The organism is Haemophilus sp. HMSC61B11, from assembly GCF_001838615.1.
GTDB classification, from domain to species: Bacteria; Pseudomonadota; Gammaproteobacteria; order Enterobacterales; family Pasteurellaceae; genus Haemophilus_D; species Haemophilus_D parainfluenzae_AD.
The window spans coordinates 13,173-38,433 of the sequence record NZ_KV838002.1 but is presented as its reverse complement, the minus strand read 5'-3'; the positions used below and the strand labels follow the sequence as shown (position 1 = coordinate 38,433).

Below are 25,261 nucleotides of genomic sequence, written 5' to 3'. Positions count from 1 at the left end.
AGGATCCTTACTTATGTTTTTTTACTAATGGTAAATTTGCACCCGCCCAAGCCGCTAAACCGTCTTTTAACACATAAACTTTTTCAAAGCCTTGTTTGGTTAAAAGTTCTGCGGATGTAGCAGAAGAAACACCGTTAACATCCACAATGATAAGCGGTTTTTCTTTGTGATGTTCAATTTTGCCTACATTTTGATTTTTAATTTCAGTTGGAAGCAAGTTGACGCTACCAATGATATGGCCGCGTTGGAATTCATCAATAGGGCGTAAATCAATCACCACGGCTTCTTCATCGTTCATTAAGCGAACCGCTTCAGGGTTGGTGATGACGCGATATTTTTGTGTCGCACTTTTAAAAAAGGTGAAAAGTGTCATAAAAAGGACAGCAAACCATGCGATCGTTAAAAAAGTGTGTTTTTGAGCAAATTCAATTGCTTGAGGAATAAATTCTTGCATGTTGTTCTCAACTTAATTTTGATAATGAATAAGAGTTTATCTTCAGATGAAATAAGGCTTTAAGTATAACCGCACTTTAGTTATCTTTCAAAAAAATTATCAAGGAAACGCAACGTTGGCGAAAGCTTATACAATCGGATCAATAAAAATGTGATCGGGATCATAAATATATTATCTTTGTGTTTATTCTACGCCTAATTAAGTAGAGAATAGCTGAGCTTAGATTGTTAAATGTGAAAGGAGACGCGCATGCAATTAAAAAAATTAACAGCACTTATGATGCTTGGACTAGGTTTTTCGGTCGCACAAGCCGCGGAATTGCCCAATATTACGATTTTAGCGACTGGCGGCACCATTGCCGGAAGCGGTGAAACTGCCGTTTCTTCTGCTTATAAAGCAGGGCAACTCAATGTTGATGCATTAATTGATGCGGTGCCCGAAATTAAGCAGCTTGCAAATATAAAAGGTGAGCAAATTGTGAAGATTGGTTCACAAGATATGAGCGATGATGTGTGGTTAAAATTAGCTAAAGCCATTAATGCACAATGTAAAGATACAGATGGTTTTGTGATTACTCATGGTACCGATACCATGGAAGAAACCGCTTATTTCTTAGATCTTACTGCAAAATGTGAAAAACCAATTGTATTAGTGGGGGCTATGCGTCCTGCGACAGAAAAAAGTGCGGATGGTCCATTAAACCTTTATAACGCTGTCGTCGTGGCAACCGATAAAAAATCATCTGGTCGCGGCGTATTAGTGGCGATGAATGATGAAGTATTAGGTGCGCGCGATGTGACCAAAATGAGCACTACTGCAGTACAAACATTCCATTCACCAAACTATGGTACATTGGGTTACATCCATAACAGTAAAGTGGATTATGAACGTTCACCTGAAAGTAAACATACCGTAAACACACCATTTAATGTGGATAAATTAGACAGCTTGCCAAAAGTAGGCATTGTTTATGCTTATTCGAATGCACCAATTGAGCCGTTAAATTCATTATTGGATTCGGGCTATCAAGGTATTGTTTCTGCGGGTGTGGGTAATGGTAATGTGAATGCAGCCCATTTAGAACGTTTAGAAAAAGCGGCGAAAGATGGTGTGGTAGTGGTTCGATCATCTCGTGTGCCGACGGGTTACACAACACGTGATGCTGAAGTAGATGATTCTAAATATGGTTTTGTGGCTTCAGGTACATTGAATCCGCAAAAAGCACGTGTGTTATTACAATTAGCCTTAACACAAACAAAAGATCCAAAAGTGATTCAACAATACTTTGAGGATTTCTAAGACAGTCACTAAAAGTGTGGTCAGAATTTGAGTTAAATTTTAACCGCACTTTCGGATAAAATAGACTAATCCAAGTAATAAATATAGATAATGCACTAGTTTGTTGTTAAGATTTGTTTCAGAATTATTTTTAATTAATATGGAGAAAACATTATGATTTGGGCTCAACTTTTAGTCGTCCTACTCTTTATTTACTTAGGGGCTAGATTAGGCGGTATTGGTATTGGTTTCATGGGTGGTATGGGTGTTGTAGCACTTTCACTGCTTGGCTTAAAACCGGGTGCAATCCCGTTTGATGTAATTTCAGTTATCATGTCTGTAATTATGGCGATTGCGGCAATGCAGGTTGCGGGTGGTATGGATTTTTTAGTAAAAATGGCTGAAAAAATCCTACGTAAAAATCCAAAATACATCACTTTCCTTGCGCCAACGGTGACTTATTTTATGACTGTGCTTGCAGGTACTGGTCACACAGCGTTCTCAACACTTCCAGTGATTGCTGAAGTGGCAAAAGAACAAGGTATTCGTCCTTCACGCCCACTTTCTATTGCGGTTATCGCTTCACAAATTGCGATTACAGCCTCTCCAATTTCTGCTGCAGTAGTATTCCTTTCTGCTGAATTAGAGAAAAACTTTGGTTTAAGTTACTTACAATTATTAGGTATTTGGATTCCAACTACTTATGCTGCATGTATGATTACTGCGGTGATTTGTAACTTCCTCGGTAAAGATTTGAAAGATGATGAAGTTTACCAAGATCGTCTAGCGAAAGGCTTAATCACTATGCGTGGTGAAATGCAAATTGAGATCAAACCTTATGCAAAACGCTCTGTCGCAATTTTCCTTATCGCAATTTTAGTGGTCATGCTTTATGCAACTGCAATCAGTAAAACAGTTGGTTTAATTCAAAACCCAATTCTTTCTCGTGATAACGCGATTATCTCTTTCATGCTTGCGACTGCAGCGATTATCACTATGGCATGTAAAGTGGACACTGCAAACATTACCAATGCAGCAACCTTCAAATCAGGTATGTCAGCAGTAATTTGTGTGCTTGGTGTGGCATGGTTAGGTAATACTTTCGTTGAAGGTCATATCGATCAAATCAAAGCAGTATCAGCTGAGTTCTTACAACAATACCCTTGGAGCTTAGCGGTTATCTTGTTCTTCGCAAGTACCTTACTTTACTCACAAGCTGCAACTGCAAAAGCATTATATCCGACTGCTATTTTATTAGGTGTTTCTCCGGAAGCCGCAATTGCAGCATTTGCCGCAGTATCAGCATTATTCATTCTTCCTACTTACCCAACCTTAATTGCGGCAGTAGAAATGGATGACACTGGTTCAACTCGTATCGGTAAATATGTATTCAATCACCCATTCTTAATTCCTGGTGTGATTGCAATTAGCTTATCTGTATTATTCGGCTTCTTAATGGCGGGCGCAGTTTTATAATCCTCCATTAAGTTAAAATAAATGAAAACCATCTTGTCTTAGGATAAGATGGTTTTTTAATGGGGAACTTCTTTTTGTTGTGATACTCTAAAGGGCAACCTATTTTTATATATAAGGAAAACCAATGAAGTTATTTAAAATCCTTTTTGCTGCATTAATTGCTTATGTGCCAACAGCATGGTCTGCGGTGGATTATAATATTAAATACAGTTCCAATTATTTAATGCCTGCGTACGTGCATTTTAAAGCAGATGGTTCACAGTATTCCGTCAATGCGAAAATTAATATTCCGTTGTACAACATTGTGTTTACTTCTCGTGGTTCACAAACTTCGAGTCAATTTAAAATGGTGAATTATCAAGATGTGCGTAATGGTAAGCCTTATGCTATTTCTAAAATTTCACCAACAACCATTGAATACGGTAAAGTGAAAAATGGGTTAGAAACTGAACCGTTAAAATTACCGACTTTTGACTTATTCACCATGGCATTTCAGTTGAGTTATTACGATAAATTGCCAATCAGTTTCCAAATTACAAATGGTAAAAAACTTTACCCAATGGAAAATGTGAATGTGAAGAAAGTGGAAAAACAGATTCAATATAACAAGCAAACTGTTACTGAAATTACCTATTCATTTAAAACAGGTAACAAAGACATCATGGTGAAGAAATTCTCAGGAGAACAATTTCCACGTTATATCAAATACACCAGAGATGGTGATGATTATGAGTTAGAGTTTGATGAGTTTGTCAAATAGCATCAGATGATAAAAAGAAGCCACGCAATTGCGTGGCTTTTTATTTTATTGCTTATTGCGCATATATAAATACTTGAACAAGGAGAAGTATCGATGAAATAACAAATTGGCAACCTACGATTGGCATGACAAATTTCAACCATTTATTAAATGGGATGCCAAGCATTTGTAATGTAACAAGGACTAATCCTGTTGGAGCAAGGAACAACATAATATATTGCCCCCAGTTGTAAGCCGATACCACGATATCTCTTGGAATGCCAACAGTATCAGCTAGCGGAGCCATAATTGGCATAGCGAGTACGGCAAGACCTGAAGATGAAGGTACAACCAATCCTAAGAAAATGAAGACAATGAGCTGGCCGATAATAAAGATTCCGCCATTCATTCCAGCGACAAGGTGTGTCATACAATCAAGGATGGTGTCAGAAATCATTCCCTGTTCTAGAATGATATTAACTGCTCGAGCTAACCCGATAATCAATGCAACGCCGACTAATTCAGAAGCACCGTGAGTAAACCCATTTACGACATCTTTTTCAGGCAATCCGCTGATGAACATAATAATAATGGTTATGGCTAGGAAGGAAGCCGCCATTTGAGGGAACCACCAACCGCCAAACATCACACCCCATACCATGAGAGGAAAGGCGGCGCTAAATAGAATCAGAATCAGTTTTCTTCTAAAGGTAAATTCAACCTTAGCATCTGGATCGATATCTTTCATATAGAGATCATAGAATGCTTGGCGATCATCATACGTATAAGAAAACTCAGGATTAGCACGCAGTTTTTTACAGTACCAATACATGTAAGCAATCACACAGGCTCCACCAAGAATCAGACCCAGTGTACGAAATCCCATCCCTTCAGTGAATGGAATCCCTGCAGCATTTGAGGCAATGACAACGGAGAATGGATTAATTGTAGAGAAGGCTGTGCCCATTGAGGCAGCAAGGAATATGGCGCCAACACAGACAATCGAATCATAGCCTAAGGCTAAAAAGACAGGAACAAGAATCGGGTAGAAGGCTACCGCTTCCTCCTCAATACCACAAGCCGTACCTCCTAACAGCATCAACACGCAGACAGCAAAGACAACAGAGAATTCATTTCCTTTCGTTTTCTTGGTGAGAGACATTAATCCGGCATTAAACGCCCCTGTTTTGTTGATAACACCAATCATCCCGCCAAGTATAAAAATAAAAATCATAATATCCGCGACTTCAATGGTGCCATCTACCATGGCGTGAATCATATCGGTAATGCCTTTTTCGTGTTGTTCAATGCGTTGATAGGTATCGGGGATAGCAATCGGCTTTTTGATAATGCCGTTGGTGAAATGAGAAAGTTGAATTTTGATATTGAGTTGATTAAGGGTTTGTTCTGTTGCTGGATAGCTTTGATCGGGAATTCCGTGGGTTTTAACAATAAAATGATTTTCGGTGCTGTCGTAGGAAAGTTTAGAGTAGGATCCTGAGGGAATAAGCCAAGTAAGACCAATGGCAATAAGAAGAATAATAAAGAGAATGCTAAATGCGGAAGGAAATTTCATCTTTTTCTTTGATGCTTCCATTATGGAGAACTCCTTGTGTTCGGATTAATCAATAAGCCGAGCGCGTATTCTACACAAAACGAGCAAAAAAGCAAAGGGCGATTTTTGAAAGAATGCAATAATAACAAGGTTGGCAATCGTTTACTTTGGTTGAATTCTATATGGTGAGATTTAATTTAAAATTGATTTGTTCAGAAAAATTAGAGGTGTATAGCATTTGATCATTACGTTTTTATGATTTTTGATTGTAGTTCTTAAAAAAGTACCAAATAGCAAATGCAATGATTGTCACAATCCAATATACCGTAACGTATCCCCATATACTGATCAATCTGAGTGAAATAAAACCAGCTAAATATGCCCCTAGTAATGCAACAGAAAATTGTAGTGAACTATCCAATGTGGCATAAGCTTTAGATGAATAATCAAGGATAATAGCCAGCAAGCACGGCACAAGTAATGCGTAAGTAATACTTAATAATAAGATTGGTACAGCGATAAGATAAGGAAAATCTGTGCCGACATATTCAAATAAAATAAATAAGCAGAAGGCAAAAATTTGGCTAAATAATACCCATTGGGTGACAGAAACCCGAGAATATTTTTTGAGTAATAGACCACTTAGTGGGGCAAAGGCGATAGCACAAAGGGGGTCGAATACGGAAAGTAATAGCCCAATGTGTTGGCTGCTCCAGCCCAAGGCATTTAGACGTGGAATGAAACTACTGACCACCATGCCGCTGGGAATAAACAAAAATAACAATAAAATCAACCAACGAAATGAAATGTGCGGTTGTTGCCAAAAGTGGAAAAAGCGTGTGAATAAAAAACGCAATGGCGGATTTTGCGGTTCAGCGGCAACTGTAGGTTCGGAATATAGGCTGATTTGTAGAATCAATAGTAGTGCAAAAACACTGATTAAATCCACCGCACTTTGCCAGCCATAATGATGATAAATCAGTAACACCAAACCGCCGCCAAGCATTTTACCCACGCGTCCTGCGATCACCTGAATGACACCGCCAAAGCCACGTTGCTCAAAAGGCAAGATTGAACATGTTAACCCCAGCGCCGCACAACCGAAAAATAAACTGCTTAGGTTCAATAGCACACACGCCACCATAAGCTGTGTAAAATCCCGTTGCGGTTGGATGAAATGCAACATGAATAAGGCAATAAAAATGATTAGCGAGGAAAGGCATAGCCAGCCGCGAAATTGCCCGATACGCTTGAGACGATAGCGTTCAATTAACGGCGAAACGATGAATTTCGCCATTTCCATTCCACCAAGCAAATAGAACCAACTAAGCTGTTTAAGATCGAATCCCAACTCTCTTAACATGGTGATAATACCAATCATATAAAACGCCACCACACAGAACTTAAAACCGGCGGTCGTGGCAAGGAGTGCCCAATCCTGTTTAGTGAGTGATGTTGCCTTGTTGGCATTGCCAAAACGCTGCATAACGTCCTTTTTGTTCTAAGAGTGTTTGATGCGTACCTTGTTCGGCAATGCTGCCGTTTTCCAACACATAAATGCAATGGGCTCCCACAATGGTGGAAAGTCGGTGAGCAATAATCAACACGGTTTTGTCTTTAACCAGCTGATCTAGCGCTTTTTGCACTGCCAGCTCATTGCGGGTATCCAAAGATGCTGTTGGTTCATCTAAAATGAGAATCGGTGCGTCTTTTAAAATCGCGCGGGCGATAGCAAGTCGTTGCTTTTCACCACCGGAAAAATTACTCCCAATTTCATTAACTTGCGTTTGATATCCTTGTGGTAATGCCTGAATAAAATCATGGCATTGGGCAAGTTTACAGGCGTGAATAACTTCTTCATCTGTAGCATTCGGTTTTGCCATTCGGATGTTATTTAATACGCTGTCTTGAAATAAATACACATCTTGAAACACTACTGAAATCAAGCTCATGAGTTTTTCTTGACTAAAATCCCGAATATCGACACCACCGAGTGTGATTTGCCCCGATTGCGGATCAGCATAACGCAACAACAAGCGGAGTAATGTTGTTTTACCGCAACCGCTAGTGCCCACAAAAGCATTGAGGCTGTTAGGTTTAATATCCAGATTAATGTCATTTAGGATGGTTTTTTCGGCATTGTAACCAAAGCGGACATGCTCATAGCGAATGCGATAATCTGTGGGTAATCTGCTGCCATGATTTTCCGCCAATTCAGGCAATGCCATCAGTTTTTCAAATTTTTCACAGCTAATCACAAAAATTTCTAAGAGCGAAGACATTTGCACAAAGAAGTTTAATACATCTGAAATTCGCGCAATTAAAATCAGTACCGTGGCTAACAATACCCAATGAGCGCTACCGGAAATCACCCAAAATGTGCCAACAATTAATACCGCAATAAGACTTAATTGAATGCTTGAGGTAATAATCAAATTCGGACGTTCGCCTTTTTTAGTACCGATGCGTTGAATGTTGGCCACATCTTCAATCACACGGTTGAAAATATGTTGTTTGTTTTCTGTCTGTCCTGTTGATTTCAGAATTTCCAAGCCCTGCACAAACTCAATGGTTTCGCCTTTAAGTCGCTGATTAGCTTCTGCCAAAATACTAAATCCACGACGGAAAGCTTTTCTCCGCCATAAATAAAGTGGCACGATAAGCGGAAAAATAATGAAGATCAGCAGCCCAAAGCGGTAATCAAAGAAACAAAGACAAAGGGCGGCAGACACCGGTGTTACGATGCCGTAAATTAGAATACTGATTAAACTGAAAGCGTAATTTGTGGCTTCATTAATACTTTGGATGGCAACGGCACTGAGTTCGCCTGCACGAAATCCACTGAGGACAGCAAGAGATACGCGGCGAAGTTTTTCGCCCAGTTGACGCCTTAATTGATATGTCGCCAAAAATGAATCGCCTTTGGTGTCATAATATTCCGCCCAAATGCGGAAAAGGAGGCTGGCGATTAAAAGCACGCCACACAAAACACTCCAAAAAATGACCGCACTTTGTCCTGCTTCAGTTTGTTCTAATGCCAAAAGCAGCGGATACAGCAAGCCGATAGCCACGCCGAATAAAGTTGCAGACAGCGCCGCAAAAGCAAGACAGCGTAAGAATGCGCTTTGTTGCTGTTGGGCGGCGACAAATAAGGCGTGATAAGTTTGCCACAGGCTTTTTACGCGTTGAGTTTCAGGATTAAAGTAAGATTGCATAACATTCTCTAATGTATCGTCCAAAATTTTGCCTGTTGATATTCCGCCCAAAGGGTTTGATAGGCGACATTGGTTTGCAACAAGGCTTGGTGATTGCCTTGAGCAATGATTTTGCCGTTCTCTAAATAAATAATTTGATCGGCTTGGGTAATGCTAGACAGGCGATGCGCTACCATGATCACTGTTTTATTTTGTATCAGCGCATGAAATGCCTGCATTAAATCCGCCTCGTTTTTTGCATCGGAAAAAGCCGTGGGTTCGTCTAGCAATAAAATCGGACGATTTTGTAAAAAGGCTCGGGCTATACTGATACGTTGTTTTTGTCCGCCTGACAATAATTGTCCGCGTTCACCTACCTTCGTTTGATATTGCTCCGGCAATGTCATAATAAAGTCGTGAATACGGGCTTGTTTGGCGGCATTGATAATTGCTTCTTCCGTCACATTTTCTATGCCGTAAGCGATGTTTTCGGCAATAGAGCAAGAAAATAAGAAATTATCCTGAAATACGACCGAACAATATTTCATGAGTTGATCCTGTTCCATATGACGAATATCTGCACCACCTAAGATGATTTTTCCACTATCGACATCCCAAAAGCGCAATAGCAAATTGAGCAAGGTGGTTTTGCCAGAGCCTGAAGTGCCAATAATGGCGGTAAAACTATTTTGCGGCACGCTGAAGTTAATATTTTTCAGTGTCGCTTTGTCGGCACCATAACTGAAATTGACCTGTTCAAATTGAACGGTATAACCATTCGGCGTTTGTCGTGGCAAAAGTGCGGTGGCATTTTCCAACGTTTTTATTTCGTTAATGCGTTCAATGGCGGCACGGGAGCGTTCCAACAAATGAAACAGCCCCATGTACGGATGCATGGTTTCAATTACCCCAGCAGCTAACACTAAAAAAGCAAAAAAGCCAAAGGTGGAAAGCAGCGCAAGCGAGTGTAAATACACGCCTAACACGATCAAAAACAGCATAATCGGCATTGGTGTAAAAAGCGAACGGGCAAGACGTGTTGGTGCGCCCACTTTGGCTAAAAAAGCGAAGATGACCTGATTAAAATTTTCCAATGCGGTGCTAAAACGGCTGTACGAACTTTGTCCCGCATCAAAGGTACGAATCGTGCTCATGCCTTGAATATATTCAATAATAGCGCTGTTGATTCTGCTCACGGCAACACCGTAATCACGATAATTCAACCGACTTTTTTGCATTAAACGCTGCAGAATCGTAAACAACACGACAAGGAAAATCACCACAGCCAATGCCATTTGCCAATTTAACCAAAACAATGCTGCCAACACGAAAATAGGTGTGGAATAAGCCTCCGCTTTAAGGGGCGGTGCATCGGCAAAAAAGGTGTGCAATTCGTTTACGTCATCGCACAGTATTTTGGTTAAACCGCCTGACCCGATTTCATTGACTTTGCCTAACGATAATTGACTGATTTTTTTTGCAAGCTGTTGACGTAGAATTTTTTCCAATTCAAAGGCCTCATAATGAGATTTGTCGTGAGCTTTAATTTTGCAGGTGTAATACAAAATGGACGTGGCAAGCAGCGCGAAAATCTGCCAATAAGGAAACGTAAGAGATTGGCTGACGGTGAACACAATGTGGATCATCAAAAGCCAAATCCCGATTTTTAAGCCTTGCGCGAAGGTTGCCAACCACATTGAGGCGCGTAATTGCGCGGCAACAGGTTGGCAAATTTGTTGGTGCTGCTGACTCATTGTTTAAAATCTTAACTCGGTAGAAAGTCCAATTTGACGTTCCGGCTGACGGGTAATGTCGCCTGAGCGCGGTACGAGTAAGATATCTTTGCGTGAGTTAAGCACGTTGTCGGCATAAAGCGTGATTCTGGCATACTTAAAGTCGTACGCTAAATAAACATCTAGTTGGTCATAATGCCCTACTTTACCATTGGCTAAGTTGTCGGCAGTGGAATAATAACTGCTGTTGTAGCTGTAATTGGTGCCAATTTCTAGGTGGTCAAGAAGACGATAATTGGCCCCCAGTTTTCCACTAAAACTTGGTGCACGAGCGAGTTTATTCCCTTCAATGCCGCTGTTTGGATAACGTTTGATATCGGTTTTTAACATCCCGATGCCAGCATTGAGTGCCAGTTTCTCCGTGGCCTGCCATTCGGTATTTATTTCCGCACCATAGGTAACGACTTTATCGGCATTGCGGATCACGATGGAATTCGGACCAAGGGTGAACGGTAACTGCATGTCTTTGTAGTCGTTATAGAATAGGTTGCTATTAATGCGTAGGCGTTTATCTGTGGATATCCAACGATGATAAAGTTCGTAGTTCCAGACATATTCTGCGTCATATTCATAGCTGGTATACGGAACACCGAAAGTCACACCGGCACCACCCGGGTTGTAACCTTTGCCTACTTTAAAGCCTAAGCGTTGATTATCGTTAATTTTCCATGCAATGTCTGCTTTTGGCAGGAAGACATAATATTTTTTATCCCGGTTGATGGAAAACATCGCACTTTTGCCTTTACGCTGATGATGTTCCTGTTCATAGCGAGCAGAAAGCGTCAATTCAAACGGAATATCAGGTGTAAAGGTAATTTCACCAAAGGCCGCCTTGGTTTTCGTTTTATCATTAAAATTTGTCGTAATCGGTGTGCGAGCAATGCGTCCATTAAGCATCGTAACACTTTCATCTTGTTTCGCATTGAAATAGAACAAACCGAATAAACCACGGTATTTTTCGCTTTCGTATTTTACAATGGGTTCAATTTGGAATTCATTGCCATCAACGCGAGCTGGAACACCTCGACGATTTGGCGGCAATGCGGTGTTGAATGGCGAAGTCGTTTTTCTATCGTGAATAAAGTGGGTGTAAACCAATTTATTTTCCCATTTCCAACGATCTGAGAGTTGATAGCCAATGTCCCAAATGGTACTCGCAGAGCGTGTTTGGAATACCGGACGTTCCGGCGTGTAACGTGGTGAATTAGGTTGTAACTCTGTTTCGCTTTGTGGGGCTCGCGCGTTTAAATGATTGAACGTTAAACGGCTATAGAGATCCGGCAATGCAGATGGGGTCCACAGTAATTTGGCGCGGGTGTTGGTGGCTTTAAACCAACGTGGGTTACCGACGGGATCATAATGCGGTAAATCCACAGCGGTTTCCCGTTGTTGATGATCTACGCTTAAACGAAACGCCAATTCATCTTTCACGACAGGACCGGAAATCAGGGCGGCTGTTTGTGCCAATCGATGATTCCCCATATTTAATTTCGCAGCACCTTCCCATTCTTGCGTTGGATCATTGCTGGTCATTACCACAGCACCGGCAATGGCGTTACGCCCTTGGGCATAGCTTTGAGCTCCACGATAAATTTCTACTTGTTTCATATCCCACAGGGATTTTGTACCGAACGCCAGTTCATTATAGCTAGAAGTTCTACCATCAATTTGCATGTTTAAACGTGGACGTGAACCGGCAAAAAATGCCACCGCACCTACTGCTGGACCGGAACCGTCAACGCCGCGCACTGTAGGTAAATCATTGCCCAAGCCGGTGTCTGAAATATTTACATCGCGTTTTAATAATTGGGTAGCAGACAGTAAATTGGCTTCTCGTTTGAGTTGATCGGTTGTTACCACTGAGGTGCTTGAACCAGTAGTAGACTGATTTCGCTCAAATTTTTCACCTACCACAGTAATTTCATCCAACGTTATTGTATTATTTTCAGCGTAGGCAGAAAGAGAATAAATATTCAGTATACAAAGACTAATCAAACTTAATTGTGGGGTTGGTTTTTTCATTGGTTCTCCTATTATTAATTTTTAATTGTGGTTTACACTTTTTGCTATTAATAATTAATAGTGTAAACTTAACATAGTTATCATGAGAAAGTAAATAATAATTTTTCTCAAATGAAGTCTTTGACAATTTAATACTTTAGACTATGTTATTGCTACCTAAGGAGTTGGTTATGAAAAAAGGTGTTTTACTAAAACAGATTGCGACTAAATTGTTTTATGAACAAGGCTGGGTATTAACCTCTGTAGCAGAAATTTGTCGGGTAGCAGATGTAAGTCGAGTAACGTTTTATAAATATTTTCCTACTAAGCAGGCACTTGTGAAGTGTATCTTTGAAGAACAGAAAAATAAGATGCGAGAAGATTTTGATAATTTGCTAGATACTCAATCAGATCTAAGTCAAATTATTACAAAAATTTTATCAATGCAGCAAGATTCTATGGAAACGTTATACTCAGTACCAGTCTTACATGATTTACATCACGAACAGGATAGAGAATTACGGGATTTTTTTAAAGAAATGGAAGAAGAGAAGTATCAATACATGCATTATTTTTTTGGTACTTTACAAAAACGCAAGATTATCCGTGATGATTTCCCTGTCATGTTAATTGATCTTTTTATTCAAAAAATAGATGAAATATTAAATTCTGCCAGCCTCCAATTCTACTATAAAGGAAGAGAGCAAAAGCTTTTTAAAGATGTATTACAACTTTTTATGTGTGGTATTCGATATTGATAGATTATTGTTTTTATATTTATTTTGTACTTAGCCTAAAAAGAAACACGGAATTAACCGTGTTTACTTTCAAAATTTGAAATATTCTTGGACATTTCATCCAACATTTCATAACGTTTTCGGTACATAGAACGTTTTTTGCTAGCGATTTCTTCCAGCGGTTTGCGGGTACTTTCAAGCGGTAATTGCCAATATTGACCTTTTAATTGACCTTGGTTTTCCTGCCAAAATTCATCGTAGTTGAATAGGATTTTACTGCGCGCAGATAAACGGTATTTACCTTGTGAAGTGTGAGGGATACCGATTAATTCACATTGCCATTTTTCAGCTAACAAGCGGAAAACATTCATCAACATAAACATTGGACGAACACCGTGTAATTCTTTTGTGGCTTGTTTCACAGCTTCTTGCGCCTCTTCATAAGAAGGACCTTGAATGGAGGCAATGAGTAATTTATTTGGTTTTAAGAAGGTGAAAGAAGCATCATAAATGCTACGCCCATCATTGTCTTTTAAGTTAATGGAAAAATAACCTTCAAAAGGGTCAATCTGGTTGATGTTGAAATAAATACCAAGTTGATCCGTTAATTGTGCTAATAAAAGGGATTTTTCTTGGAGTAGTTTTTTGCAAAATTCTACGCCCATTTTTTCTTCAAGCATCAACAGATTATTGATAATGGCATTGAGTCGATCGGTTGCAGAAAAACGTTTGTCACAATAGGTGGCAAGCAATGCATTAAAACGATATGGATTTTGTTGAAAAAGCGGAATCCAGGTTTGATTATCATTTAAGAAATCAACCAAAGCATCACATTGTTTTTTAAATAAAAATTTACGTCCGTAATAACGGGCTTTATCCCTTAATTGTTTTTTTAATGGATGATTACAAGAATCGGGCAGTAATTCTTGAAAGGTCGCGAAAGTAATAGTTTGTTTTGCTGTCATAATGGATAAAGTGCGGTTATTTTTTCAAACGTTTTTTATTGGGTAAAATCATGCTGATTTTTGACCGCACTTATTGTACCTGTATTCCATGGTTTTTCCAATTAAGCATCAATAAAGGTGGTTCTTTACTTGCCTATTTCTCGATTTGTCCTTAATATGCCAAATCCTACCTTGAATTTATGCAACTCATCCCCATATTCAATAAAATTATAGAATTGATGTAAGAGAGATAATTATGAACGCCAAAAGAACTCAACAACGTACACTTCCTGTGTTGCCATTACGGGATGTTGTCGTTTTCCCTTATATGGTGATGCCACTTTTTGTTGGGCGCGCAAAATCGATTAGTGCCCTTGATGAAGCCATGAATGAGGGCAAACAATTATTATTGGTGTCACAAAAGCAAGCGGATTTGGAAGAACCTACCGTTGATGATGTATTCGATGTCGGGACGATTGCGAATATTATTCAACTATTAAAATTGCCAGACGGCACGGTGAAAGTGTTGGTGGAAGGGCAACAACGCGCGAAAATTAATCAATTAAATGATGGTGAAGACCATTTTTCAGCGGAAGTCACACCGATTGAAACCACGTTTGGTGATGAAAAAGAATTAGATGTGGTGAAGGCAGCTGTTTTAAATGAATTTGAAAGCTATCTTCAACTCAATAAAAAAATTCCTGCAGACGTTTTAGGTGCGCTTCAACGTATTGATGATGCCGATCGTTTAGCTGATACCATGGCCGCGCATATTCCAGTGACTGTTCGTCATAAACAAAGCGTATTAGAACTGGCTGGTGTACAAGAGCGTTTAGAATATTTACTTGGCATGATGGAATCTGAAGCGGATATTCTTCAAGTTGAAAAACGAATTCGTGGCCGTGTGAAAAAACAAATGGAGAAAAGCCAGCGTAACTATTATCTTAGCGAACAAATTAAAGCGATTCGCAAAGAAATGGACGAAGGCGAAAGCGAAGATACCATTGATGAAGTTGAACAACTTCGTCAAAAGGTTGATGCGGCAGGTATGCCGGCAGATGTACGCGAAAAAGTAGAGAGCGAGTTACAAAAACTTAAAATGATGTCAGCGATGTCTGCTGAAGCAACGGTGGTGCGTAGCTATGTTGAGTGGATGCTTCAAGTACCATGGCATAAACGCACTAAAGTGAAGAAAGATATCGCAAAAGCACAACAGGTTTTAGATGCGGATCACTACGGTTTAGAACGTGTGAAAGAACGCATTTTAGAATACCTTGCAGTGCAAGCACGTTTAAACAAAATCAAAGGTCCAATCCTTTGCTTAGTAGGACCGCCGGGGGTGGGTAAAACCTCATTAGGTCAATCTATTGCTAATGCAACAGGCCGTAAATATGTGCGTATGGCATTAGGTGGGGTACGTGATGAAGCAGAAATTCGTGGTCATCGTAAAACCTATATTGGTGCATTGCCGGGTAAATTGATTCAAAAAATGGCAAAAGTTGGCGTGAAAAACCCACTCTTCTTGCTTGATGAAATTGATAAAATGTCTTCGGATATGCGTGGTGATCCTGCATCAGCCTTGTTAGAAGTGCTTGATCCTGAACAAAATACTACCTTCAATGATCACTATCTTGAAGTAGATTACGATTTGTCTGATGTGATGTTTGTGGCAACTTCAAACTCCATGAATATTCCAGGTCCATTGTTAGATCGTATGGAAGTGATTCGTCTTTCTGGTTATACCGAAGATGAAAAACTCAATATTGCGATGCGTCATTTGTTACAAAAACAAATTGAACGTAATGGATTGAAAAAAGGTGAATTAACCATCGAAGAAAATGCCATTTTAGATATTATTCGTTATTACACTCGTGAAGCAGGTGTGCGTGGATTAGAGCGTGAGATCTCTAAAATCTGTCGTAAAGCGGTGAAGAATTTATTAGTCAATCCAAAAGTAAAATCTATTACCGTGAATTCAGACAACTTGCATGACTATCTTGGTGTGAAACGTTTTGAATTCGGTAAAGCGGATACCCAAAACCGTGTGGGCGAAGTAACAGGCCTTGCGTGGACAGAAGTGGGCGGTGATTTACTGACCATTGAAACGGCTTCAGTAGTAGGTAAAGGTAAATTAACCTTCACCGGTTCATTAGGCGATGTGATGAAAGAATCTATCCAAGCAGCGATGACCGTAGTACGTGCGCGTGCGGAGAAATTGGGTATCAATTCTGAATTCCATGAAAAACGTGATATTCACATTCATGTGCCAGATGGTGCGACACCGAAAGATGGTCCAAGTGCAGGTATCGCAATGTGTACTGCATTGGTTTCTTGCTTAACGGGTAACCCAGTGCGTGCCGATGTCGCGATGACCGGTGAAATTAGCCTGCGCGGTAAAGTATTACCAATTGGCGGATTAAAAGAAAAATTACTTGCGGCACATCGTGGTGGTATTAAAACTGTATTGATTCCAAAAGATAACGTGAAAGATTTGGAAGAAATCCCAGATAACGTGAAAGAAAATCTTGCGATTCATTCGGTAGAAACCATTGATGAAGTGTTAGGCTTAGCGTTAGAGAATCCACCGGAAGGTATTGAATTCGTGAAAGTGGAAACGAAAGCGAAAGCACCACGCCGTAAAGCTGCGACTAAAACAGCAAGAGCGGTCAATTAATGACTCATTTTTAGGGCTTGTGAAAACAAGCCCTTTTGACTTTTAATTATGCAAAAATTTCCCCCTCTTTCCCTTTATGTGCATATTCCCTGGTGTGTGCAGAAATGCCCTTATTGTGATTTCAATTCGCATGCACAGAAAGGCGCAATTCCTGAACAAGAATATGTGCAACATCTGATCGCCGATCTGGAGGCAGATTTAAAGAAATATCAGACGAGTATTCAAAACCGTCCACTTCATTCAATTTTTATTGGTGGTGGTACGCCAAGTTTATTTTCAGCGAAAAGCATCAAGTTGCTATTAGCAGAAATTAAACGTCGTATTCCTTTTTCAGAGAATATTGAAATTACTATGGAGGCCAATCCTGGCACGGTGGAAGCGGAGCGTTTTAAAGGTTATGTAGATGCCGGTGTAACACGTATTTCCATGGGCATTCAAAGTTTTAATGACGATAAATTACAACGTTTAGGGCGAATTCATAATGCGGCGGAGGCTAAAAGTGCGGTCAATTTGGCGAAAGTTTCTGGGTTAAAAAGTTTCAATTTGGATTTAATGCACGGCTTGCCAAATCAAACGCTTGAGGAAGCCTTAGATGATTTACGACAAGCTATTGAGCTTGCTCCACCTCACCTTTCTTGGTATCAACTCACGATTGAACCCAATACCATGTTTGCTTATCGTCCGCCTACATTGCCGGATGATGATGAGCTTTGGGATATTTTTGAGCAAGGACATCAACTTTTAATCGAAGCAGGTTATCAGCAATATGAAACATCCGCTTATGCAAAACCGGGTTTTCAATGTCAGCATAATTTGAATTATTGGCGATTCGGGGATTATTTGGCTATAGGTTGCGGTGCCCATGGAAAACTGACTTTTCCTGATGGCGATATTTTACGTTTTTCTAAAACGAAGCATCCAAAGGGCTACTTGCGTGGTGAATACCTTTATGAAGAAAAAAACGTGGAAAAAAATGACCGCGCTTTTGAGTTCTTTATGAATCGCTTCCGCTTACTGGAAGCGGTACCAAAACAAGAGTTTGACCATTATACTGGGCTTTCGCAAAGTGCGGTCAAAAATCAAATTGATTTTGCCATTCAGCAGAATTATATCGTGGAAACACCGGATTTTTGGCAAATCACCAAACACGGAAAATTATTTTTGAATGAGCTGTTAGCGCTTTTTTTAGATGAATAAAATTTTTTCATCATGACAAATAAATTTTTACACTTGTTTATTTGACAGGGTCGTATTAAAGTAAAGTAAACGTTTACGTTGTTAAAAGGGAGAGAAAAATGGACCAATTAGAAATGAAAAAATTAGCGGCCCGTGCGGCGTTAAAATATGTTAAGCCCGATACCATTGTTGGCGTGGGAAGTGGTTCCACAGTGAATTTTTTTATTGAAGCCTTAGGTGAATTAAAAGATCAAATTCAAGGCGCGGTAGCCGCATCTAAAGCGTCAGAAGAATTATTGCGTAAACAGGGCATTGAAGTATTCAGTGCTAACGATGTATCCAGTTTAGATATTTATGTGGATGGTGCAGATGAAATCAATCCACAAAAAATGATGATTAAAGGTGGCGGTGCAGCATTGACTCGCGAAAAAATTGTGGTGGCTTTAGCGAAAAAATTTATTTGTATTGTGGATTCTAGTAAACAAGTGGATGTGTTAGGTAGTACGTTCCCATTACCGGTAGAGGTCATTCCAATGGCACGTTCACAAGTTGGTCGTAAATTAGTTTCTCTTGGTGGTGCCCCAGAATATCGTGAAGGCGTGGTGACTGATAACGGCAACGTGATTTTAGATGTACATAATTTCGCGATTTTAAATCCGGTGGAAATGGAAAAAGAATTGAATAATGTCGCGGGTGTGGTAACAAATGGTATCTTTGCCTTACGTGGTGCGGATATTGTGATTGTTGGCACTCCAGACGGCGCAAAAGTTATTGATTAATAAAAATAAGGAAGCAAACATGACAAACAAAGTCTCTCTCGACAAATCAAAAATTAAATTTGTGCTATTAGAAGGCGTGCACCAAAGTGCATTAGATACCTTGCATGCAGCGGGCTACACCAACATCGACTTTTACAAAAAAGCCTTAGATGGTGATGAGCTAAAAGAAGCCATTAAAGATGCGCATTTTATTGGCTTACGTTCGCGTACCCAATTAACTGCAGAAATGATTGAAGCTGCACCGAAGCTTATCTCTATTGGTTGTTTCTGTATCGGTACCAACCAAGTGGATCTTAATGCAGCAAAAATGCGTGGGATTCCAGTATTTAATGCGCCATTCTCTAATACACGTTCTGTGGCTGAATTAGTGTTGGGTGAGATTTTGCTCTTAATGCGCAATATTCCTCAAGCGAATGCAGATGTGCATCGTGGTTTATGGAATAAATCGGCAGTGGGTTCTCATGAAGTGCGCGGCAAAAAATTAGGTATTGTGGGTTACGGCCATATCGGTTCGCAATTAAGTATTATTGCGGAGTCTCTAGGGATGGAAGTATATTTCTACGATATTGAAAATAAATTGCCATTGGGTAATGCAAAACAATTACACACACTTGAAGAGTTGTTAGGTTCTTGTGATGTGATTTCGCTTCATGTACCAGATTTACCTTCAACTCGTAATTTAATGAGTGCTGAACGTATTGCACAATTAAAACAAGATTCTATTTTGATCAATGCGGCACGTGGTACGGTAGTGGATATTGATGCTTTAGCAGCTGCACTTGAACAAGGTAAAGTTCGTGGTGCAGCGGTTGACGTATTCCCTGTTGAGCCTGCATCAATCAATGAAGAGTTTGTTTCGCCACTACGTAAATTTGATAATGTGATCTTAACCCCGCATATCGGTGGTTCAACCGCGGAAGCGCAAGAAAACATTGGTTTTGAAGTAGCGGGTAAATTTGTGAAATATTCAGATAACGGTTCAACCCTTTCTTCTGTGAATTTCCCTGAAGTATCCTTGCCAGAACACGTTGGTACAAAACGTTTACTTCATATTCACGAAAATCGTCCAGGTGTATTAAACAAATTGAACCAAATTTTCGTTGAAGCTAATCTCAATATTGCGGCACAATTTTTACAAACCGATCCGAAAATTGGTTATGTTGTCGTTGATATCGAAACAGATGATGCGTCTCCGTTATTAGCGAAACTTCGTGAGATTGAAGGCACAATCAAAGCCCGTGTGTTGTATTAATTTGAAAAATTAAGTAAAAACTGACCGCACTTTGTGTGGGATGGAAAGCAAAATGGGCAAAGTAAGTTAGTTTACTTTGCCCATTTTTATTAACTGTTTGCAGCTAACATTTATTTGATCATCGCCTTAAATAGATTACGGCGATCAGAATTAAATGTCGGCTGTGCGGTTGGGATGGATAAAATCATACGCAAACAATCTTGTGTGAGTTGAACTGCTTGCTCGTTAGTCAGATTCGGATCGAGCGGTGAATGCAAGGAACAACTTAAATATTGCGGTACATTTTCAAGACTACTAACGGTGAAAGTGAGTGCTTTGTACGGTAGTTGTACAGTGAGTTTATCACCTAATTCACGTGGTTCCCATTGTTGTTGAGGGCCAGGTAGAATCACCACACTCATCATCCACGGGGTTAATACTGTGCCAATCCATTGGTCTTCGAATAAAACAAACTTAGGGCAGAAACACTCGATGCCTTTATGAAAGAAAGGAAGATCTTGCATTTCGGGCACAATGTTTTTCATTTCGGCAAGGAAAATCTCCGTTGGGTTTTCTTCAAAGCCAGTGACAGAGGTTAAAAGTGAGGTCGGATTTTGTGGTGTTTTTTCGTGTCGATACATAGTTTATTTTTCAATATTAATAAGATTAAAGAATTCTGGAGAAACCTTAAAGAAAATTCCCCTCTTTCGTAAAGAGGGGTTAGGGGAGATTTAACAATAGTCTCGATTAATTAAGTCAAATCTCCCCCAGCCCCTCTTTTCTAAAGAGGGGAGTCTAGATTTAAGCCGTATTCCTTAATGACTTGATTTAACGTTTCAAAAAACTTTGGCAACATGTTTTGTATTGTTTCTGTCAAACCAATTCCAGATTCTAGCGATTCTGGTTGGATGCCGATAAGGCAAAGGTGTTTTGGGAATTCATCCGTTAATTTCATTGCAGAAAGTACATCACAAATGCCGAGTTGGTGTGGCGAAATTTTGCGAGAGAAAAAGGTAGGCACTTGTTCGTCATGTAACACGACAATCTCACCCGGCTGTTTGTTAGCAAGCACGGCATCGACAATAATCAAATGCTCACGATTTGCCATCGCATCCAGTAATTCCATGCCACAAGTACCACCATCGATGATGTCAAAGTGCGGTTGAATTTCAGGACGTTTTTCAAGCTCCTGCACAACACGCACACCGACACCTTCATCACTTAACAAAATATTGCCAACGCCAAGAATTAACGGCTTCATTACAACACCTTCACTTCAGTCACTTCGCCGTTTTCGGTATTAACGACGTGCACAGCACAGGACATACAAGGGTCGAATGAGTGAATAGTTCTAACCACTTCTAACGGTTTAGTTGGATCTGCCACCGGTGTACCAATAATGGAAAGCTCATAAGGACCCATTTGGTCTTGTTCGTTACGTGGACCTGCATTCCATGTAGATGGTACAACTGCTTGGTAGTTTTCAATGCGACCATCTTTGATCACAACCCAGTGAGAAAGCATACCACGTGGTACTTCACCGAAACCAACACCGAGGAACTCACCGTTTGCTGGAATATCAGTTTTGATGTAAGCCGTCATATCGCCTTTAGCAATATTATCAATGAGCATTTGCCATTGAGCACTTAAAATATCGTTGATCGCACAGCAATGCACGGTACGGCCGATAATACGTCCAAGGGTAGAATGTAATTGATCGGTGGTTAACGTGTTACCGGTCAATTTTTCATAAATGCCTTTTAATTCATTGAAGTGGTTGACAGTTGGTGTGTCATTAGCAGCCAAACCACACATTAAATAAGCAAGAGGACCCACTTCAACGACTTTACCGTAGAAGGTTGGTGCTTTTACCCAAGAGTATTTACCGTCATCTTGCCAGCCGGTATATTTCGGACGAGTTAAGCCTGCCCAAGGTTCTAATGGTTCATCATCTTCGTACCAAGCGTGTTTACCACTTTCTTTAATTCCTTTTACAACGAACTCATCTTTTTGTTGGTCGATTGCACGGAAAGTGGATAAATCGCCGTTTTCGATATAACCACCTTTTAACATGAATTTAGCGTTATCTGCATCAATTGGGTATTCAGGCACAGATAAGTAGTTACCCGATGTTTTACCTAAGCTTAACCATTCAGGATAGTAAGCCGCAAATACTGCCGCATCTACTTTATACACTTGGTTAATGAAGTCAGTTAAGCGATCGATACAAGCTTTCACGAACATGAGGCGTTCTTGGTTTAGTACCGCTTGGGAATCTAAGTTAATTGGGTTTGCTACGCCACCAATCGCCAAGTTTTGAATATGTGGTGTTTTACTACCGAGCAATGCCACCACGCGGTTAGCATCACGTTGACATTCAAGGGCTTGCAAATAGTGCGCGACGGCAATGAGGTTTACTTCTGGTGGAAGTTTCATTGCAGCATGACCGAAGTAACCGTTAGCGAAAATACCAAGTTGTCCACTATCCACTAATGCTTGGATTTTTTTCTGTACGTTGCGGAATTCGTTAGCGCTATTTAATGACCATGTAGAGACACCCTTTAGCATATCTGCCGCTTTCTCAGGATCAGCTTTTAGCGCAGCGGTAATATCAACCCAGTCCATTGCAGAGAGTTGATAGAAATGCACGATATGGTCGTGAATGCTGTGTGCAGCAAGAATCATGTTACGAATGTACTGTGCATTGACGGGGACTTTAGCACCGATAGCATCTTCTACAGCACGTACGCTGATAATTGCGTGTACAGTGGTACATACGCCACAAATACGTTGCATAATCATCCATGCATCACGTGGATCGGCACCTTTTACGATATTTTCCATACCGCGCCACATGGTACCAGAGGACCAAGCATTGGTGACAACACCGTTTTCAATTTCGCAATCAATACGTAAATGACCCTCAATACGGGTAATTGGGTCAATTGAGATACGTTTTTTTTCTGACATTATTCTGCTCCGCTAACTTTTTTGCTGAACGCCGCTTTTTCGGCAATAATTTTTTCTGAGTCTTCGGTATGTTTTTCTTTAAATACCGGTAATACAGGGAATAAACGAATGATTAAAATATAGGCACATACTTCAATCGAAACGAAACCGATTGAAATAAGCAATTCTTCCGCAGATGGGAAATATTGATAGCCATTGCCCGGATTATACATGATAAGCGAGTAGTTCATACGCCATAATGCTGCACCGAGTAACATGCTTAATGCCGAAATAAATAACCAACGGGAATCTGATTTTTTCTCCCCAAGGAAGAGGGTTAGTAATGGTAATACCATCAACCAGACTTCCATCCAGAACATCCATGCTTCAAATTTAGTTAATTTATCGAAACCCACAACCATTTGCAGTTTGTCGTGATAAATCAACTCACCAAAACGCACCGCTAAGAAACAGAAAATTAATCCTGCGGTAACGCGTGCTAATTGAGTAAATAAATGACGTTCATCTGGTGTTTTTCCTGCAAGACCCGCTTTAACTAAAGAACCCTCAAAAATCACAATAGAGAAGCCCATAATGAAAGCAGTCAGCAAGGAGAGAATTGGTAGCACTTCATAGCTTTGCCATACCGGATGGACTTTGTGACCAGCCACAATCATCAAGGAACCCATTGAAGATTGGTGCATCATTGGTAACAAGGCACCCAAGGCAATAATGAAAAACATGATTTTGTTCAGTTTATTAAACCATTTTTTCAAGCCGAAGAAACCAAGCCATACCGGGGCAAATTCTAGGGTTACCACGATGATGTACACCGTCATACAAAATGCCGTTTCAAATAGAACGGAATTCGTGTTGAACTGACCTGGAATGTAGAAATATGGTAAATGCCAATAACGTCCCATATCAATGGTAATAGATAAACCACCAAGGGAATAGCCGAATAAACTTGCAAGCAATGCAGGGCGAACAAGAGCGTGATACTTCCCTTTATTGAAAATATACACGGTCCAAGCTAACGCCCAACCGCCACAGGCAAATCCTGTACCGACAAGTAAGTCAAAGGCAATCCATAAACCCCAAGGATAACCGCCATTAAGTGCGGTAACGGAACCAATACCGAAAACCAAACGTTTTAAAATTAATAAAACGCAAAGCACGGCAAGTGGTGCAAAAAAGAGAATTGCGGCAGAAACAAGGCGACCGCCTACCGGACGTGGATTACTCATGATGCTCATCCTCCGCTTCTTCGATTTCCTTGCGTGCCTGACGCATGGCTTCTTTTTGTGCTGCAATACGCTCAGCGATTTTATCGCCATGCATATTTTTGTAAGTCATAAAGGTTAAACCAGCCAGTGCGACTAATGGCAATGCTAAACCGCGATACAAGAAGTGTTGTAAATGCGCCGCACGAGAACCTGTCGCGATTTCATCTAAGTCTGGTAAACCAAGGTTAGCAAAAGGTACACCACTTAAGGCAAGCACCTGTGTACCACCACCTTCTTTTTCACCGTAGATATGATATTGATATGCCGGCACGGTTGCACGGTATTTATCTGTGCTATTGACGTGTTGACGTGGGTAATCATATTCAGTACCACGTAATAAGCTTAAACGACGTTTTGCTTCCGCCAATAATTCTTCACGTGTACCAAAAATAATGGCACCAGTCGGACAAACATGACAGCAACCAGGTAATTCACCTTTATCTAAGCGTTCAACGCCTTTTTGGTTACAGAGTTCACATTTGCTGATTTCACCGAATGGATTGTCGTAGTCGTATTTTGGTACATCAAATGGACAACCCACCATACAATAACGGCAACCGGTACAAATATCCGGATCGTATTTTACGATACCGGTTTTGGGATCTTTGGTAAGTGCTTGAACAGGGCAAACGGCAACGCAGTTAGGATCAACGCAATGCATACATTGTTTTTTCACATAAGCATAGCCGTTTTCTGTTTTGTCTTTATTTGTGCCGTCGCCATCACTCCATACTTGAATAATGTTACGAGTAAATGGAGTGAGTTTATCGTTATTTGACCAAGTTTGATCACCTTTCGGATTTACTGGTGTATGGTTTACGTTTTGACATTCAGCCACGCATGCTTGACAACCTACACAAAGGGTAGAGTCGTAAAGCATTCCTAGTGCGCCGGGAATAGGCTCAACCGCTTCTGATGCCTGTACATTTGGCACAGGCAAAGTAGATGCGATTCCGCCAAGCATACCCGCTTTTAGAAATTTTCGTCTATCCATT

General features: G+C 40.3%; 20 protein-coding genes. 8 read left to right on the top strand and 12 right to left on the bottom strand.

The genetic code is table 11. The annotated features are described in order from the left end of the window. Positions 1 to 7: 7 nt before the first annotated feature. On the bottom strand, positions 8 to 454 hold the full coding sequence (locus HMPREF3263_RS08980; RefSeq protein ID WP_005695015.1) for a rhodanese-like domain-containing protein: 447 nt from the start codon (positions 452 to 454) through the stop codon (positions 8 to 10). Positions 455 to 703: 249 nt separating this feature from the next. On the opposite strand from HMPREF3263_RS08980, the gene ansB reads away from it, so the two are divergent. The 3 genes from ansB to HMPREF3263_RS08965 all read left to right on the top strand — a co-directional run bounded on the left by ansB (position 704) and on the right by HMPREF3263_RS08965 (position 3,968). Beyond that, positions 704 to 1,753 carry an L-asparaginase 2 gene (gene ansB / locus HMPREF3263_RS08975; RefSeq protein ID WP_005697976.1) on the top strand — a complete coding sequence of 350 codons (1,050 nt, stop codon included), beginning with the start codon at positions 704 to 706 and terminating at the stop codon, positions 1,751 to 1,753. Between the two features lie 153 nt (positions 1,754 to 1,906). After that, the gene (locus HMPREF3263_RS08970) at positions 1,907 to 3,208 is read left to right on the top strand and encodes an anaerobic C4-dicarboxylate transporter (RefSeq protein WP_005697945.1); all 1,302 of its coding nucleotides are present in this window, start codon (positions 1,907 to 1,909) and stop codon (positions 3,206 to 3,208) included. Between the two features lie 124 nt (positions 3,209 to 3,332). Then, positions 3,333 to 3,968 (top strand): hypothetical protein, encoded by a 636-nt coding sequence (locus tag HMPREF3263_RS08965; RefSeq protein WP_005697982.1) that lies wholly within the window; start codon positions 3,333 to 3,335, stop codon positions 3,966 to 3,968. A gap of 52 nt (positions 3,969 to 4,020) precedes the next feature. On the opposite strand, the gene HMPREF3263_RS08960 is transcribed toward HMPREF3263_RS08965, so the two are convergent. From HMPREF3263_RS08960 to HMPREF3263_RS08940, 5 genes are all read right to left on the bottom strand, one after another. Next, on the bottom strand, positions 4,021 to 5,544 hold the full coding sequence (locus tag HMPREF3263_RS08960; protein WP_005697968.1) for a YfcC family protein: 1,524 nt from the start codon (positions 5,542 to 5,544) through the stop codon (positions 4,021 to 4,023). A gap of 211 nt (positions 5,545 to 5,755) precedes the next feature. Next, positions 5,756 to 6,988, bottom strand: a complete 1,233-nt coding sequence (locus HMPREF3263_RS08955; protein WP_005697956.1) for an MFS transporter — start codon at positions 6,986 to 6,988, stop codon at positions 5,756 to 5,758. Then, positions 6,945 to 8,741, bottom strand: coding sequence for an ABC transporter ATP-binding protein (locus HMPREF3263_RS08950; RefSeq protein WP_256337476.1), 1,797 nt, complete (start codon positions 8,739 to 8,741; stop codon positions 6,945 to 6,947). Before HMPREF3263_RS08950 ends, HMPREF3263_RS08955 begins: the two co-directional genes overlap by 44 nt. Beyond that, positions 8,726 to 10,450, bottom strand: coding sequence for an ABC transporter ATP-binding protein (locus HMPREF3263_RS08945; protein WP_005697974.1), 1,725 nt, complete (start codon positions 10,448 to 10,450; stop codon positions 8,726 to 8,728). Before HMPREF3263_RS08945 ends, HMPREF3263_RS08950 begins: the two co-directional genes overlap by 16 nt. A 3-nt stretch (positions 10,451 to 10,453) precedes the next feature. Further along, a complete protein-coding gene (locus tag HMPREF3263_RS08940) occupies positions 10,454 to 12,511 on the bottom strand; it encodes a TonB-dependent receptor (RefSeq protein ID WP_005697947.1) in 2,058 nt (685 codons plus the stop codon). Between the two features lie 170 nt (positions 12,512 to 12,681). Between HMPREF3263_RS08940 and HMPREF3263_RS08935 the strand changes: the two genes are divergently transcribed. Further along, positions 12,682 to 13,248 (top strand): TetR/AcrR family transcriptional regulator, encoded by a 567-nt coding sequence (locus HMPREF3263_RS08935; RefSeq protein WP_005697966.1) that lies wholly within the window; start codon positions 12,682 to 12,684, stop codon positions 13,246 to 13,248. Positions 13,249 to 13,301: 53 nt separating this feature from the next. Here HMPREF3263_RS08935 and HMPREF3263_RS08930 read toward each other — a convergent pair whose 3' ends face one another. Further along, positions 13,302 to 14,192 carry a VirK/YbjX family protein gene (locus HMPREF3263_RS08930; protein ID WP_070853233.1) on the bottom strand — a complete coding sequence of 297 codons (891 nt, stop codon included), beginning with the start codon at positions 14,190 to 14,192 and terminating at the stop codon, positions 13,302 to 13,304. Between the two features lie 235 nt (positions 14,193 to 14,427). On the opposite strand from HMPREF3263_RS08930, the gene lon reads away from it, so the two are divergent. The 4 genes from lon (at position 14,428) to serA (ending at position 20,052) form a co-directional block, all read left to right on the top strand. Further along, positions 14,428 to 16,845, top strand: a complete 2,418-nt coding sequence (gene lon / locus HMPREF3263_RS08925; protein ID WP_070853232.1) for an endopeptidase La — start codon at positions 14,428 to 14,430, stop codon at positions 16,843 to 16,845. A gap of 48 nt (positions 16,846 to 16,893) precedes the next feature. Continuing rightward, positions 16,894 to 18,042, top strand: coding sequence for a radical SAM family heme chaperone HemW (gene hemW / locus HMPREF3263_RS08920; protein WP_005697955.1), 1,149 nt, complete (start codon positions 16,894 to 16,896; stop codon positions 18,040 to 18,042). A 98-nt stretch (positions 18,043 to 18,140) separates the two neighbouring features. Continuing rightward, complete coding sequence (gene rpiA / locus HMPREF3263_RS08915; protein ID WP_005697963.1) at positions 18,141 to 18,800, top strand: ribose-5-phosphate isomerase RpiA; 660 nt, start codon at positions 18,141 to 18,143, stop codon at positions 18,798 to 18,800. A gap of 19 nt (positions 18,801 to 18,819) precedes the next feature. Then, positions 18,820 to 20,052: a phosphoglycerate dehydrogenase gene (gene serA, locus HMPREF3263_RS08910; protein ID WP_070853231.1), complete on the top strand. Its 1,233-nt coding sequence runs from the start codon at positions 18,820 to 18,822 to the stop codon at positions 20,050 to 20,052. Positions 20,053 to 20,162: 110 nt separating this feature from the next. Here the strand turns inward: serA and hybE are convergent, their stop codons facing one another. The 5 genes from hybE to hybA all read right to left on the bottom strand — a co-directional run bounded on the left by hybE (position 20,163) and on the right by hybA (position 25,260). Further along, positions 20,163 to 20,672 carry a hydrogenase-2 assembly chaperone gene (gene hybE / locus HMPREF3263_RS08905; RefSeq protein ID WP_005697960.1) on the bottom strand — a complete coding sequence of 170 codons (510 nt, stop codon included), beginning with the start codon at positions 20,670 to 20,672 and terminating at the stop codon, positions 20,163 to 20,165. Between the two features lie 140 nt (positions 20,673 to 20,812). Beyond that, on the bottom strand, positions 20,813 to 21,292 hold the full coding sequence (locus tag HMPREF3263_RS08900) for a HyaD/HybD family hydrogenase maturation endopeptidase (protein ID WP_005697959.1): 480 nt from the start codon (positions 21,290 to 21,292) through the stop codon (positions 20,813 to 20,815). Beyond that, positions 21,292 to 23,001, bottom strand: coding sequence for a hydrogenase 2 large subunit (gene hybC / locus HMPREF3263_RS08895; protein WP_005697948.1), 1,710 nt, complete (start codon positions 22,999 to 23,001; stop codon positions 21,292 to 21,294). Before hybC ends, HMPREF3263_RS08900 begins: the two co-directional genes overlap by 1 nt. Further along, entirely contained in the window at positions 23,001 to 24,227 is a 1,227-nt protein-coding gene (gene hybB / locus HMPREF3263_RS08890) for a Ni/Fe-hydrogenase cytochrome b subunit (RefSeq protein WP_005697964.1), read from the bottom strand. The genes hybC and hybB overlap by 1 nt, the downstream gene beginning before the upstream one ends. Further along, entirely contained in the window at positions 24,220 to 25,260 is a 1,041-nt protein-coding gene (hybA, locus tag HMPREF3263_RS08885) for a hydrogenase 2 operon protein HybA (RefSeq protein WP_005697958.1), read from the bottom strand. Before hybA ends, hybB begins: the two co-directional genes overlap by 8 nt. Position 25,261: the final 1 nt, after the last annotated feature.